The sequence below is a fragment of the Spirillospora sp. CA-128828 genome (assembly GCF_050945415.1).
Taxonomy (GTDB): domain Bacteria; phylum Actinomycetota; class Actinomycetes; order Streptosporangiales; family Streptosporangiaceae; genus Spirillospora.
In genome coordinates this window covers 4799023-4812232 of sequence record NZ_CP191986.1, presented here as the reverse complement: position 1 = coordinate 4812232, position 13210 = coordinate 4799023, and the positions used below count along the sequence as shown (strand labels likewise).

General features: G+C 73.2%; 15 protein-coding genes. 6 read left to right on the top strand and 9 right to left on the bottom strand.

Features of this window, described 5'->3' with window-relative positions; all coding sequences use genetic code 11:
- Positions 1-23: 23 nt before the first annotated feature.
- Both ACQPXG_RS23640 and ACQPXG_RS23635 read right to left on the bottom strand, forming a co-directional pair.
- Positions 24-689, bottom strand: a complete 666-nt coding sequence (locus tag ACQPXG_RS23640; protein WP_433461284.1) for a response regulator — start codon at positions 687-689, stop codon at positions 24-26.
- Complete coding sequence (locus ACQPXG_RS23635; protein ID WP_433461283.1) at positions 686-1981, bottom strand: sensor histidine kinase; 1296 nt, start codon at positions 1979-1981, stop codon at positions 686-688. Before ACQPXG_RS23635 ends, ACQPXG_RS23640 begins: the two co-directional genes overlap by 4 nt.
- Positions 1982-2107: 126 nt before the next feature.
- Between ACQPXG_RS23635 and ACQPXG_RS23630 the strand changes: the two genes are divergently transcribed.
- Both ACQPXG_RS23630 and ACQPXG_RS23625 read left to right on the top strand, forming a co-directional pair.
- Positions 2108-3865, top strand: a complete 1758-nt coding sequence (locus tag ACQPXG_RS23630) for a histidine kinase (protein WP_433461282.1) — start codon at positions 2108-2110, stop codon at positions 3863-3865.
- On the top strand, positions 3862-4530 hold the full coding sequence (locus ACQPXG_RS23625) for a response regulator (protein WP_433461281.1): 669 nt from the start codon (positions 3862-3864) through the stop codon (positions 4528-4530). Before ACQPXG_RS23630 ends, ACQPXG_RS23625 begins: the two co-directional genes overlap by 4 nt.
- Before the next feature lie 40 nt (positions 4531-4570).
- On the opposite strand, the gene ACQPXG_RS23620 is transcribed toward ACQPXG_RS23625, so the two are convergent.
- The 4 genes from ACQPXG_RS23620 to ACQPXG_RS23605 form a co-directional block, all read right to left on the bottom strand.
- Positions 4571-5380: an ABC transporter permease gene (locus tag ACQPXG_RS23620; protein WP_433461280.1), complete on the bottom strand. Its 810-nt coding sequence runs from the start codon at positions 5378-5380 to the stop codon at positions 4571-4573.
- Between the two features lie 3 nt (positions 5381-5383).
- Entirely contained in the window at positions 5384-6301 is a 918-nt protein-coding gene (locus ACQPXG_RS23615) for an ATP-binding cassette domain-containing protein (RefSeq protein ID WP_433461279.1), read from the bottom strand.
- Positions 6302-6482: 181 nt separating this feature from the next.
- Positions 6483-7259, bottom strand: a complete 777-nt coding sequence (locus tag ACQPXG_RS23610; RefSeq protein WP_433461278.1) for a phosphatase PAP2 family protein — start codon at positions 7257-7259, stop codon at positions 6483-6485.
- Positions 7260-7368: 109 nt separating this feature from the next.
- A complete protein-coding gene (locus ACQPXG_RS23605) occupies positions 7369-8034 on the bottom strand; it encodes a DedA family protein (protein ID WP_433461277.1) in 666 nt (221 codons plus the stop codon).
- Positions 8035-8248: 214 nt separating this feature from the next.
- On the opposite strand from ACQPXG_RS23605, the gene ACQPXG_RS23600 reads away from it, so the two are divergent.
- Positions 8249-8887 (top strand): HAD family hydrolase, encoded by a 639-nt coding sequence (locus ACQPXG_RS23600; protein WP_433461276.1) that lies wholly within the window; start codon positions 8249-8251, stop codon positions 8885-8887.
- Positions 8888-8968: 81 nt separating this feature from the next.
- Here ACQPXG_RS23600 and ACQPXG_RS23595 read toward each other — a convergent pair whose 3' ends face one another.
- Positions 8969-10009, bottom strand: coding sequence for a tyrosine-type recombinase/integrase (locus ACQPXG_RS23595; RefSeq protein ID WP_433461275.1), 1041 nt, complete (start codon positions 10007-10009; stop codon positions 8969-8971).
- 81 nt (positions 10010-10090) lie between these two features.
- On the opposite strand from ACQPXG_RS23595, the gene ACQPXG_RS23590 reads away from it, so the two are divergent.
- On the top strand, positions 10091-10549 hold the full coding sequence (locus ACQPXG_RS23590) for a hypothetical protein (RefSeq protein ID WP_433461274.1): 459 nt from the start codon (positions 10091-10093) through the stop codon (positions 10547-10549).
- Positions 10550-10582: 33 nt separating this feature from the next.
- Positions 10583-11311 (top strand): DUF72 domain-containing protein, encoded by a 729-nt coding sequence (locus ACQPXG_RS23585; RefSeq protein WP_433461273.1) that lies wholly within the window; start codon positions 10583-10585, stop codon positions 11309-11311.
- Positions 11312-11442: 131 nt separating this feature from the next.
- Here ACQPXG_RS23585 and ACQPXG_RS23580 read toward each other — a convergent pair whose 3' ends face one another.
- Together ACQPXG_RS23580 and ACQPXG_RS23575 are read right to left on the bottom strand one after the other, a co-directional pair.
- The gene (locus ACQPXG_RS23580; RefSeq protein ID WP_433461272.1) at positions 11443-11970 is read right to left on the bottom strand and encodes a hypothetical protein; all 528 of its coding nucleotides are present in this window, start codon (positions 11968-11970) and stop codon (positions 11443-11445) included.
- 14 nt (positions 11971-11984) lie between these two features.
- Complete coding sequence (locus ACQPXG_RS23575; protein WP_433469878.1) at positions 11985-12545, bottom strand: hypothetical protein; 561 nt, start codon at positions 12543-12545, stop codon at positions 11985-11987.
- Positions 12546-12640: 95 nt separating this feature from the next.
- Here ACQPXG_RS23575 and ACQPXG_RS23570 point away from each other — a divergent pair, with 95 nt between their 5' ends.
- Complete coding sequence (locus ACQPXG_RS23570; protein ID WP_433469877.1) at positions 12641-13165, top strand: GNAT family N-acetyltransferase; 525 nt, start codon at positions 12641-12643, stop codon at positions 13163-13165.
- Positions 13166-13210: the final 45 nt, after the last annotated feature.

The window sequence follows — 13210 nt, the reverse complement described above, 5'->3', positions numbered from 1 at the left end:
CGCCGGCCAAGGCAGGGCAGGGGTCAGCCGAGCCAGCCGGGACGGATCATCCCCGTCTCGTACGCCAGCACCACCAGCTGCGCCCGGTCCCGCGCCCCCAGTTTGGCCAGGATACGGCTCACGTGCGTCTTGGCGGTGGCGGGCGACAGCACCAGCCGCCCGGCGATCTCCTCGTTCGACAGTCCCGCCGCGACCAGCTCCAGCACCTCGGTCTCCCGGTCGGTGAGGGCGCTCAGCTCAGCGGCGGGCGGCGGCGCGGTGATCCGGGACGCGAACTCGGCGATCAGCCGCCGCGTCACCGTCGGCGCCAGCAGCGCGTCGCCGCGCGCCACCACCCGCACCCCGTGGATCAGCTCCGGCGGCTCGGTGTCCTTGACCAGGAACCCGCTGGCCCCGGCCTTGATCGCACCGTAGACGTAGTCGTCCAGGTCGAACGTCGTCAAGATCACCACCCGGACGCCGGACAGCCGCGGGTCGGCGATGATCCGGCGGGTGGCCTCCAGCCCGTCCAGGACGGGCATCCGGATGTCCATCAGCACCACATCGGGCCGCAGCTCACCCGCCCGCGCCACCGCCTGCTCCCCGTCCCCGGCCTCGGCGACGATCTCGATGTCGTCCTCGCCCTCCAGGATCGACCGGAACCCCGCCCGCACCAGCGTCTGGTCGTCGGCCAGCAACACCCGGATCACGCGCTCTCCTCCAGCTCGTTCGCTCCACCGGCGCCGTCCAGCGGCAGCCGCGCCCACACCCGGAACCCGCCCGCCGGGCCGGGCCCCGCGGTCAGCTCCCCGCCGACCGACGCCGCCCGCTCCCGCATGCCCCGCACCCCGTTCCCGTGCGGCCCGTCCCGGCCCGCCGCGGCGGCGGGTCCCGTACCGTCGTCGTCCACCCGCACGATCACCTCGCCCGGCAGGCGCCGCACCTCGACCGTCACCGCCGCCGCCCCCGAGTGCCGGACCGCGTTGGTCAGCGCCTCCTGCACGATCCGGTACCCGGCCAGCCCGACCGGCGCCGGCAGCCCGGCGAGCCGCTCCACCGCCGCCTCACCACCGGCCATGACACCGGCCAGGTCGCCGGCGCGGCGGACCGACAGCCCGGCCGCGGTGGTCCGCTCCAGCAGCTCACCGACCCGCGCCAGCGTCGGCGGCGGCGCCACCGGCCCGCCCGGCTCCTCGGCGTCGACCTGCCGCAGCACGCCCAGCACCCCGCGCAGCTCCCGCAGCGTCTCCTTGCTCGCCGCCTTGATCGCCTCCAGCGCCGCGTACGCGCGGTCGGCGTCGTCGCGGCGGTGCAGCGCCGCCCCCGCCTGCACGTTGATCAGCGAGATCTGGTGCGCCAGCACGTCGTGCAACTCCCGCGCGATCCGCAGCCGCTCGGCGACGGCGCGGCGCCGCGCCTCCTCCTCACGGTCCCGCTCGGCCGCCGCCGCGCGCCGCTCGGCCGCCTCGGCCCGGTCCCGGCGGCTGCGCACGTACTGCCCGACCGCCACCGTGACCAGCAGCCCCATCGACAGCGACGCCACGCCCCGCGCGTCCACGATCGCGTCCGGGTCCCCGCCCCCGCCCCCGCCGCGCGCCTCCGACACGGCCAGGAAACCGGCGTTGACGGCGATCACCGCGCCCAGCGACACCACCAGCCGGCACTCCACCGCCGCGGTGAACAGCGCCACCCACAGCACCACCGCGACCGGCCCGTCCGGATACCCCAGCGGGTAGTACAGCGGCGGCACCGCCACCGCGACCGCCAGCACCACCGCCGGATACCGCCGCCGCCACGCCAGCGCGGCCACCGCGACCGTGATCAGCACCAGCCCGCCCGGCCACAGCGGACGATCCCCGGGCTTGGCCGCCATGACGCTCATCGCCACCGTGACCACCAGCACCGCCGCCGCCAGCACCGCGTCGGCCGCCCGCCCGCGCGGCCACCACACCCGGCCCGCCCGCCCGGGCGGCCGCCGGCGGGGGTCCGGGGGCGCTGTCACGCGCCAACCGTAGCCCAGCCCGTCCCGTCCCGCGCCACACCGTGATCACCCCAGCCCGGCGGCGCCGCCCGCACCCCTGACTTTCGTCAGTAACACCCCACTTCACCGGCCAGTAGCGTGGGGCGCGTGAACGACTCCGCGGCTCCCGCCCCCGCCGCGCCGCGCACGCCGGGCAGCCTGGGCGCACTGGTCCGGCGCCCCTCCCGCGCCGCGCTGGTCAAGGACGTCCTGCTCTACGCGGCCCTGGCGTCCCCGGTGACCGTCGACATGATCTCCCCGCTGCAGCCCCACCGGCCCGCCTGGTGGCTGGAGCCGGCCGGGCTCGCCGTCCTCGCAGCCGCCGTCGCGGTGTGCCGCGCCCGGCCCACCGCGGCGCTGCTCACCGCCATCGCCCTGATCGCCGTCCACGGCAACTTCGTGTTCGCCATGCCGGTCCTGTCCTACCTGACCGGCCGCCGGACCGTCCGCGCGCAGCCCCTGCTGTGGGGGTTCGCCGCCGTGCTGGCCGGCGGGATCCTGCTGGCCGCCGTCCGCGGCATCGCCGTCACCACCTGGTTCCCCTCCACCGTCTGGCTCGTCCTGCTCGGCGTCCTGCCGTGGCTGGTCGGCCGCTACTGGCGCCAGTACCAGGAACTGCTCAGCGCCGGCTGGGAACGCGCCGAACACCTCGAACACGAGCAGCGCATCACCGCCGAACGCGAACGGCTCCGCGAACGCGCCCGCATCGCCCGGGACATGCACGACTCCCTCGGCCACGAACTCGCCCTCATCGCCGTCCGCGCCGGCGCCCTGGAGGTCGCCCCCGGCCTGGACGACCGGCACCGCACCGCCGCCGCCGAACTGCGCGCCGGCGCGGCCGACGCCACCGACCACCTCCGCGAGATCATCGGTGTCCTCCGCGACGACGCCACCGAGCCCGACACCGGCGCCGACACCGGCGCCGCCCCCACCCCGGCCGGCGGCGAAAGCATCCCCGGCCTCGTCGCCCGCGCCCGCGCGTCCGGCGTCCCCGTCCACCTCACCGGCGCCGACACCGCACTGCCCGGCCTGGCGCCACTCGCCGCGGTCACCGCCCACCGCATCGTCCAAGAGGCCATCACCAACGCCGCCAAGCACGCCCCGGGCGCCGCCGTCACCGTCACCCTCACCCGCACCGGCACGCCCTCCCCGGAGATCACGGTGACGGTCGTCAACGAACCGCCGCCCGGCGGGCCGCCGCTGCTGCCCTCCGGCGGGCGCGGGCTGACCGGCCTCACCGAACGCGTCCGCACCCTCGGCGGCACCCTGCACGCCGCCCCCACCCCGGCCGGCGGCTTCCACGTCACCGCGACCCTCCCCGGCACCCCGTCCCCGCCCTCCAGCACCCGGCCCCCCGCCACCCGGCCCGGGCCGACCGCCGGGGACGCCCTGCGCGCCGCACTCGGCCTCACCGCCCCCGCCACCGGCACGGGGGAGTGGCCCTCCGAATCGGCCCTGCACCTGGCCCGCGAACGCCGCCAGGTCCGCCGCGGACTCGTCACCGCGATCGCCGTCCCCGCCGCGCTCATGGCCCTCCTCGGCGCCATCATGGCCGGCTACTACGTCTACGCCGCCCTCAACTCCGTCCTCCCGCCCGCCGACTACGCCGCCCTGCGCGTCGGCGCCCCCCAGGACCGCGTCGAACAGACCCTCCCGCCCATGCAGACCACCGACGCCGGCGTCGTCCGCGCCGCCGTCCCCGAACCCGCCCACGCCGACTGCCGCTACTACCGGCCCGACGCCAACCTGCTCGGCGTCACCCGCATCTACCGGCTCTGCTTCACCGGCGGCCGCCTCACCGGCAAGAACTCCTACGACACCCACCAGCTCAGCGACCAGAACCACAACGACCAGGAGGACGAGTGATCCGGGCACTGCTCGCCGACGACGAGGCGATGATCCGCGCGGGCGTCCGCGCGATCCTCACCGCCGACCCCGGCATCGAGGTGGTCGCCGAGGCCGCCGATGGGCACGAGGCCATCGACCTCACCCTCCGGCACCGCCCCGAGGTCACCCTCCTCGACATCCGCATGCCCCGCCTGGACGGCCTCGCCGCCGCCGCCGAACTGCGCCGCGTCGCCCCCGCCACCGGCATCATCATGCTCACCACCTTCGGCGAGGACGAGTACATCGCCCGCGCCCTGTCCGGCGGCGCCAGCGGCTTCCTGCTCAAATCCGGCGACCCCCGCGAGCTCATCGCCGGCGTCCGCGCCGTCGCCGGCGGCGCCGCCTACCTGTCCCCGAAGGTCGCCCACCGCGTCATCACCGAGATCGGCGGCGGCCGCCTCGCCGGCGGCGCCCGCGCCCGCCGCCGCACCGCCCCCCTCACCCCACGCGAACGCGACGTCCTCGCCCTGCTCGGCGCCGGCCTGTCCAACGCCGAGATCGCCACCCGCCTCCACGTCGTCGAAGGCACCGTCAAGGCCTACGTCAGCGCCATCCTCACCCGCCTCGACGTCCGCAACCGCGTCCAGGCCGCCGTCATCGCCTACGAAGCCGGTCTCGTCGACGGCACCGACGAGACCGGCTGACCCGCCACGACCCGGCCCGTCCCGGCGCGGTGAGGCCCGGTCAGGCGTCGCGGCGGCGCAGCACCAGCACACCGCCGCACAGCACCGCCACCGTCCACGCCACCAGGATCCCCAGCCCGGCCACCTCCGGGTACGGGCCGTCCCCGGACATGAAATACCGGCCGGCGCTGCTGGGCAGCGCGTCCGACACCCGCCGCGGCAGACCCGACTCGTCCCCGCCGCCCAGCAGCATCGGCACCACCAGCAGGAACAGGAACGCCGTCGTCAACGCCACCGCCGTACTGCGCACCATCGCCCCGACCCCCAGGATCAGCACGCTCACCAACGCCAGGTAAACCCCCGACTGGAGCGCATCGGCAGCGAACCCCGCCGCCGCCAGCCGCCCCCACCGGCCGAGGACCGGGCCGGCGACCACGGTGCCCACAACGTTCAAAGCGACCCCGGCAGGGAACGTCACCGCCGCCACGACCACCGCCTTCGACCCCAGCATCCGGCCCCGCGGCGGCACCCACTGCAACGTCGCCCGGACGCTCCCGGTCGCGTACTCACCCGTGACCACCAGGATCGCCATCGCCAGCACCACGAACTGGACCATGTCCAGCGCACCGACCGCCACCCCGCTCACCGACACCACCCCCATGTCGTCGCCCGGCACCGCGTTGGTGTTATTCGACACCGTCGACGTGGCCAGCGTGAACGACATCACCGCCATCAGCGCCACCGCCGACGCCAGACCCCACCACGTCGACCGCACCGACCACAGCTTCGTCCACTCCGCGGCGACCGCACCGCGCAGACCACCACCCCCGACGCCGTGCCGCGCCCCCGCCCCGAACCCGAAGACCGCCACCGCTCAGACCCCCGTCCCCGACGGCGCACCGTATTCCACGCTCGCACCCGTCAACTCCATGTACGCCTCCTCCAACGACGCCCCCACGGCGCCCAGCTCCAGCACCGGAACCCCCGCCTCGAAAGCGATCAGCCCGACCCGCTCCGCGTCCAACCCCACCACCCGCAACTCCTCCTCACCGGCGCGCCGCACCTCCGCGCCGACGGCCGTCAGCCGCCCCGCCAGCACCCCCGCGCCGGAAGTGCGAACCCGCACCGCGCTCCCGGAACCCGCCGCGATCACCTCCGCCATCGGCGCGTCCGCCAGCAGCCGCCCCTTCCCGATCACCACCAGCCGGTCGGCCGTCAGCTGCATCTCGCTCATCAGATGCGACGACACGAACACCGTCCGGCCCTCCGCCGCCAGCGACCGCATCAGCCGCCGCACCCACAGCACCCCGTCCGGATCGAGCCCGTTCACCGGCTCGTCGAACATCAGCACCCCCGGATCACCCAGCAGCGCACCCGCGATCCCCAACCGCTGCCGCATCCCCAGCGAGAACGCCCCCGCCCGCCGCCCCGCGACCGCCTCCAGCCCCACCAGCGCAAGAACCTCCTCCACCCGGCCCCGCGCGATCCCGTTGCTGCGCGCCATCGCCACCAGATGCGCCCGCGCCGACCGCCCCGGATGCACCGCCCCCGCGTCCAGCAGCGCCCCCACCTCACGCAGCGGATGCCGCAACGCCCCGTACCGGCGGCCCCCGACCAGCGCCACACCCGCGCTCGGACGATCCAAACCCACGATCATCCGCATCGTCGTCGACTTCCCGGCCCCGTTCGGCCCCAGAAACCCCGTCACCTTCCCCGCCGCCACCTCCAGCGACAGCCCGTCCACCGCCGTCCGGTCCCCGAACCGCTTCGTCAGACCCCGCAAACCGATCACCGAAACCTCCCGCCGAGTCCTGCCACCCGACCGAAGCTAAGCCGCGGGGGAGGACCCGCACACTGCGCGGACGCCACCACCCGCCCCCGACTTTCGGCAAGAACCCGGCACAACGGAACGGGCCGCCCCCGGCAGCGCCGAAGCACCACCCGGGACGGCCCGCACAGGCCCGCCCGTCCGGCTAGGGGAGCGGCCCCTGACGCCGCGTCACCCCGCCCATCACATCCGGCATCGTCACCGACGCCTCATCCGCCGGCACCGCGGCACCCACCATCGGCCCCGCACCGCCACGCGACCCCGCCATACCCGAAGCCGCCCCCACAGGCGCGGCCCCGAAGCCCGGACCCGCAATCGCCACCGGACGCGCCCCCAGCAGCACCGCACCGGCCCCCACGCCCCGCAACGCCTCCACCAGCGGACCCAGCGCCCGAACCAGCAGCAGCGCCACCACCGGAGCCACCACGACCCCCACCACGAACCCGGCCGCCACATCATGCGGGTAATGCACACCCACGAACACCCGCGAGAACGCCATCAGCGCCGCCAGCGGCAGCACCACCGGCGCCATCGCCCGCCACGCCACCACGATCGCCGCCGCCGACGCCGCCGCGATCGTCGCGTGATTACTCGGGAACGACCAGTCGCCCTGCGCAGGACACGCCGCGATGTGCACCGCCCCCGCCACCGCCCGGCACGGCCGCTCCTCCTGGATGTAGCTCTTGGACACCTCGCTCACCAGATACGCCGACACCACCGCGAACGGCGCCGCCAGCGCCAGCCCCATCGCCCGCGCGTCCCGGCCCCGGGCCCGCCACCAGCCCGCCACGAACAACGCGGCGAACAGCAGCAGCCCCGCATCCGTCCCGACGTCCGCCGCCGAATGCACCCACGACGGCGTGCCCTGCGCGAACTCGGTGATGTCCCGGTACAGATCGGCGCTGAAATCCGGCGCTCCCATGCTCTCCCTCACGCTCGCGGCGGCCCGTCCCGATACCTGTCAGACACCGGACGGACCGCCGAAGTTCACCGTACGGCCATCCGCACGTAAGCCTGTCACCTTCCAGGGATCACCCGCCGGACAACGGCCCGACACGCCCCACCGGCTCACGCTCCAGCACCTCACCGGCCCCCGCCGGCGCACGCCGGCGCCGCCGCGCGAAACGCACACCCTCCACCGCAGCCGTCACCGACAGCGCCAGCCCCAGACCGACCGCCACGCCCTTCAGCGGATCGTCCTCGAACGCCACCCCGCCGACATAACCCAGCAGCGCCCCGTACAGCCCCCACGACACCGCCGCCAACGCCGCGAACAGTGAGAACGACCGCAACCGGTAACCGACCGCGCCCATCGTCACCGTCACCGCGGTCCGACCGCCCGGCACATACCGCGCCACGACCAGGATCAGCCCGCCCCGCTCGGCCATCGTCCGCCGCGCCCACCCGAACGCCGCATCCCGCCGCGTCCCCGGCCGCAGCCCCCGCACCAGCCGCCCACCCGCCCGGCGGCCCACCAGATACGACACATGATCACCGGTGAACGCGCCCAGCGCCGCCAGCACCACCACCGGCACCAGCTCCGGCGTCCCCGACGCCGCGTACACCCCCGCCGTGATCACCATGCTCTCGCTCGGCACCACGGGAAAGAACCCGTCGATCGCCGCCACCGCGAACAACACCAGGTAGAACCACGGCGACGTCACCGCCGTGTCCACCGCACCCATGATCCCGTCCATGGCACACGACGCTAGGAAACGATCACCACCCGGCGGATCCCGCCAAAGACCACCGTCACCCCCGACTTTCGGCAGGGGACCACCCTCACCCCAAAGGACGACTCCGCCCCCGGCCCACGCGCCCCCAGACCCACGCACCCGCACGCCACCGACCACCCCGACCTGGAAAAACCGCTGGCATCACCCTTCGCTCATCCGCAACACTCCACACACTGTGGGATACCTGCACATCTTCGACATGGACGGCACGCTGCTGACCGGCACCACCGCCAACCTCGAAATCGCCCGCCACCTCGGCACCCTCACCGAACTCCACGACCTCGAAGCACGCTTCGCCGCCGGCACCCTCGACACCCGCGGCTTCTCCACCGAGATCCACCGGCTCTGGCGCACCCTCACCCCCGGCACCGTCGCCACCGCCTACAAGGCCGCCACCTGGCTCACCGGCATCGCCGACGTCTGCGCCGACATCCGCGCCCGCGGCGAACACTCCGCCGTCATCACCATGTCGCCCGACTTCTTCGCCCGCCACCTCCTCGACCTCGGCTTCGACGACGTCATCGCCTCACGCTTCCCCCCGATGCCCTTCACCGGCACCCTCGACCCCGCCGGCATCCTCACCCCCGCCGACAAGGTCCGCATCACCGACGACCTCCTCGCCCACCACGGACTCACCACCGCCCAATGCACCGCCTACGGCGACTCCATGTCCGACGCGCCCCTGTTCCGCCACCTGACCAACACCGTCGCCGTCAACGCCGACCACCACCTGACCGGCATCGCCGCACTCGACTACCGCGGCACCGACCTCACCGCCGCCTACACCCTCGCCCGCACCCTCCAGCCCACCTGACAGGACCGCGGGGGACAGGACCGCGGGGGACAGGGCCGCGGGGGACAGGGCCGCGGGGGACAGGACCGACGGCAGCGCCGCTCAGCCGTCCCGGCGCTCCACCGGACCCAGCAGCGGATGCACCCGCATCGCCGCCTCCAGCTCGCCCGGAAGCTCATCCCGATACCGCCCCAGCGTCGACAGATCCGCATGCCCCAGCACCCGCCGCACCGCGTCCATGTCCGTCGCCGCCGCCAGCAGATGCGTCGCCGTCGTATGCCGCAGCCCATGCGGCGTCACACTCCGCCGCCGCCCCGGCTCCACCCGCTCCAGCACCCGGTCGATCACCCCCTGCACATCACCCCGCGCCAGCCGCCGGCCCCGCCACGACAACAGCAGCGCCTTCGGCTCCCGCCCCCGATCCAGCCGGGGCCGCCCCTCCACCAGATACGCGTCCAGCACCTCCACCACCGGACGGGGGAGCGGCACGTCCCGCGTCCGCCCGCCCTTACCGAAGATCCGCCAGTACCGCGTCCCCCCGTTGACGAAGAAGTCCTCCGCGTTCGCCGCCGTCAGCTCCGACACCCGCGGACCCACCGCCGCCAGCAGCAACACGATCAGCCCGTCCCGCAACTCCGTCCGCTGATCCGGACGCCGCCCCTTCGCACCCTTCGCGGAACGCGGCGCCGCCGGCTCCTCCGCCAGATCCCGCGCCGCCCCCAGCAGCCCCTCAGCCTGCTCCACCGTCAACGCACGCCGCTCCGCCCGCAGCCCACCCCGATGCTTCGGCCGCACCGTCACCGCCTGCATCGGATTCAGCTGCACCCACCCCGCCACCACCGCATACCGGAAGAACGCCGACACCGAACGCCGGAACCGCGCCTGCGACGCCGCACTCTGCGACGGGACACCCCCCGACCCCACCACCCCCGCACGCCGCCGCTCGTCCGGCTTACGTGCGAACCTGAGCAACACCTCATCGACGTCCTCGCCGGTCAGATCGTCCAGAACCCGGTCCTCACCGGCCAGCGCCGCGAACGTCACCACGTCCCGCGCGTACACCTCCGCCGACGCCGGTGCCAGCGCACCCGTCGACGACTTCGCACGCACCATCTCCGCATAACGATCCACGCACTCGGCCACGGACAGACGCTGAACATCGGCAGGACGCACCCGCCGGACGCTACCTCCCGCCACCGACAGAACCTCCGTAAGATCGGCACAGTGACGGACCGGGAACTGTTCGACCAGGTGGGCGAGATCATCCGAGGATCGACCCCGCCGGACCTCGGGCACCCCCACGTCCAGCTGCGCCACAACGGCGTCAAAGCATGGTTCGGCGACCCCGCACCCCAGCGCGAGCACTACGAGGCCCAGATCATCCCCGCCGCCATCGCACCCGGCGCCCGCGCCCACGCCATCGAGATCGGCTTCCACGCCGAACACCGCGCCGAACCCGACAACGAAGCCGCCCTCACCCGCCTCCTGACCACCGAACCCGCCTGGCGCGCCGAACTCGGCGACGAACCCGAGACCGGCCCCTTCCTCGGCCGCGACACCTGGCGCCGCATCTCCGAGACCTGGCCCGACGCCGACCTGTCCGGCCCCGACATCCCGTTCGAGATCGGCGTCCGGCTCGTCGACTACATCCGGGCCCTCGAACCGCACCGCAGGCGGGTATGACCACGAGCACGGACCACACATGGGGGAGAGGCCGTGCTCATCGGAACATCGGGATGGCAGTACGCCGACTGGCGCGACGTCCTGTATCCGGTCGGCCTCCCGCAACGGCGCTGGCTGCGGCACTACGGCGACGTGTTCGCCACCGTGGAGAACAACAACGCCTTCTACCGCCTGCCCGCCCGCGAAACGTTCGAGCAATGGCGCGACAACACCCCGCCAGGCTTCGTCATGGCGGTCAAGGCCAGCCGCTACCTCACCCACATGAAACGCCTCAACGACCCCGCGGAACCGGTCGCGCGCCTCATGAACGCCGCAGCCGGGCTCGGCGCCAAACTCGGCCCCGTCCTGCTCCAGCTCCCGCCGACGCTGCAGGCAGCCCCGGACCGGCTCGCCGCCTGCCTTCGCCGGTTCCCCGGCGGTGTCCGCGTCGCCGTCGAACCCCGTCACCCCTCATGGTGGACGGACGAGACCCGCCGCATCCTGGAACACCATGACGCCGCCCTGTGCTGGACCGACCGCCTCGGCCGCGCCCAGACGCCGCTCTGGCGCACCACCGGCTGGCTGTACCTGCGGTTCCACGAAGGCCCCGCCGAGCCCTGGCCGGACTACGACGACGCGACCCTCCAGACCTGGGTCGACGAACTCGGCGCGGCCGACGACGCCTACGTCTACTTCAACAACGACCCGGGCGGCGCCGCCGTCCGCAACGCCATGCGCTTCGCCGCCCTCGCCGGCCGACCCGTCCCACAATCACGACACTGATCAACAGATCGGCATAAAATGCTCATACCGGACAGAAGCTGGATTCTGTCCGGTATGCGATCGGAAGGGGCCCGGACCCGCGAAGGGGAGCGGGAGGGAAAGTGCGGCCGTTCCCGGCCGCACCGACCTCGTCATTTCTTGTAGGGGACCAGCTTTTCGCGCAGCTCCCGCATGGACTCCTGCAGCATCTCCCGGAGCCGGTCACGGTCGGCGCCGTCGGCGTCGGCGTAGTCATCGATGTCGATGAGACGCTTCTTCGTCGCGGTGATCGAGTTCAGCTGGTGATCGAGCTTGATGTCGCCGAACCACGGGCTGCGCAGCATGTTCGCCATGTCGGTGCGGAACATGGCCACCAGGTCGTCGGGATCGGCGATGTGGTTCTTGACCTCGGCCACGAACGTGAGCGTCGCCTTGCTGCCGAGCACCGCCTGCTGCAGCACGCCGTCCCCGGTCTTGCGGTCCAGCACGATCGTGAAGCTGTAGAGGACCTGGTCGCCCACCGGCTTGAACCGCACGTACTGCAGATCCCCGCCGGACTTGATCCCGATGACGGGACACCCCAGGTGCGCCATCGTGAACACCATCTCGCCGATGAGGGCCTCGTCCTTGCTCTCCCGCGCCTCGGCGTTGTTCTTGAACTTGTTGATCATCGAAAGCATGGCGGTCCTCCGGGTCAGGCGGCGATGCGGCCGTGCAGGTACTTCGCGCAGGCCTGGGTGACGGCGGCGACGTGCTCCTGCAGGACGGGGTACTTCACGGTGTAGTGGTCGGCGAAGTACTGGTCCAGGTCCAGCAGCAGGGGGACCTGGACGTATACGTAGCCGCTGGCGAGGTCGGCGTCCACGGTGAACACGCCTGGCTCACCGACGTCCAGGAAACCGCTCTTCACCTCGGACTTCAGCGCCTGCCACACCGTGCGCGCGTCCTGGACGTACTCGCCGTAGGCCATCGTGACGGCCGCGTGCTGGCCGAGGGTCTTGGCCGCGGTGACGGTCCCGGCGCGATGCGTCAGCTGGAACATCAGGCGGTGCTTGCGTTCCCGGTGCTGGAAGCGCAGGTAGTGGTGGTTGCCGTCGGAGTTCAGGTCGATCAGGGCGTTGCCCTGGGCGACCGCCGCGGTGATGACGGCGCCGACGAGCAGATCGTCGATCTCGCGAGTTTGGAGCTCTTCGGAGAACCGCTGCCAGCTGCGCTTGACGAGATGGCCGAAGACCTGGTCGAGGTGCTCGCTCACGATCACCTTTCGTCGCGTGGATCAGGGGACGGGGGTCAGACTCGCGCGCCACGGGTTCGGTTTCATCGGCTCGTGCGTGCGCCACACTGGTACGCGTGCACGATCTCGTCCCGCCACCGCGCCTGGTCCCGCCGACGACGGCGGTCCGCGAGTCGTTCCTGGCCGGGGAGACGGCCGATCATCTGGCGTCCGGCGACCCGATGGACTGGCTGGACGGGGCCCACGACGACTTCGAGGCGTTCGTCGGGCGGCGCCGCGGGGTCCAGTGGCGCTGGGGCGTTCCGTGCACGACGCTCTGGTACGTCTCGGGCGAGCAGTACATCGGCACGCTCATCGTGCGGCACCGGTTGACGGCGGAACTCGCCGAGGCCGGGGGGCACGTCGGTTATCACGTCGTCCTGCCGTGGCGGCGGGGTCATGCCACCCGGATGCTCGCGGAGGGCCTGGCCGAGTGCCGCCGGCTCGGCCTGGAGCGTGTTCTGCTGACGTGCGCCGCGGACAACGAGCCGTCCCGCCGGGTGATCTTGGCCAACGGCGGTGTCCATGACGGCCGCGCCCGCGGCGAGGACCGGTTCTGGATCGACCTCGCCGCCGATGCCGCTGCGGATGCCGGCGCGTGACGCGCCGCCGCGAACGTGCCGATTCGCTCCGCTTTCAGCTGGTCT

What these genes read in the sequence shown, in the direction of transcription:
- ACQPXG_RS23610 (WP_433461278.1), bottom strand. Translation starts at nt 7,259, where the DNA reads ATGGGAGCGCCGGATTTCAGCGCCGATCTGTACCGGGACATCACCGAG.
- ACQPXG_RS23605 (WP_433461277.1), bottom strand. Translation starts at nt 8,034, where the DNA reads ATGGACGGGATCATGGGTGCGGTGGACACGGCGGTGACGTCGCCGTGG.
- ACQPXG_RS23580 (WP_433461272.1), bottom strand. Translation starts at nt 11,970, where the DNA reads ATGCTTTCGATGATCAACAAGTTCAAGAACAACGCCGAGGCGCGGGAG.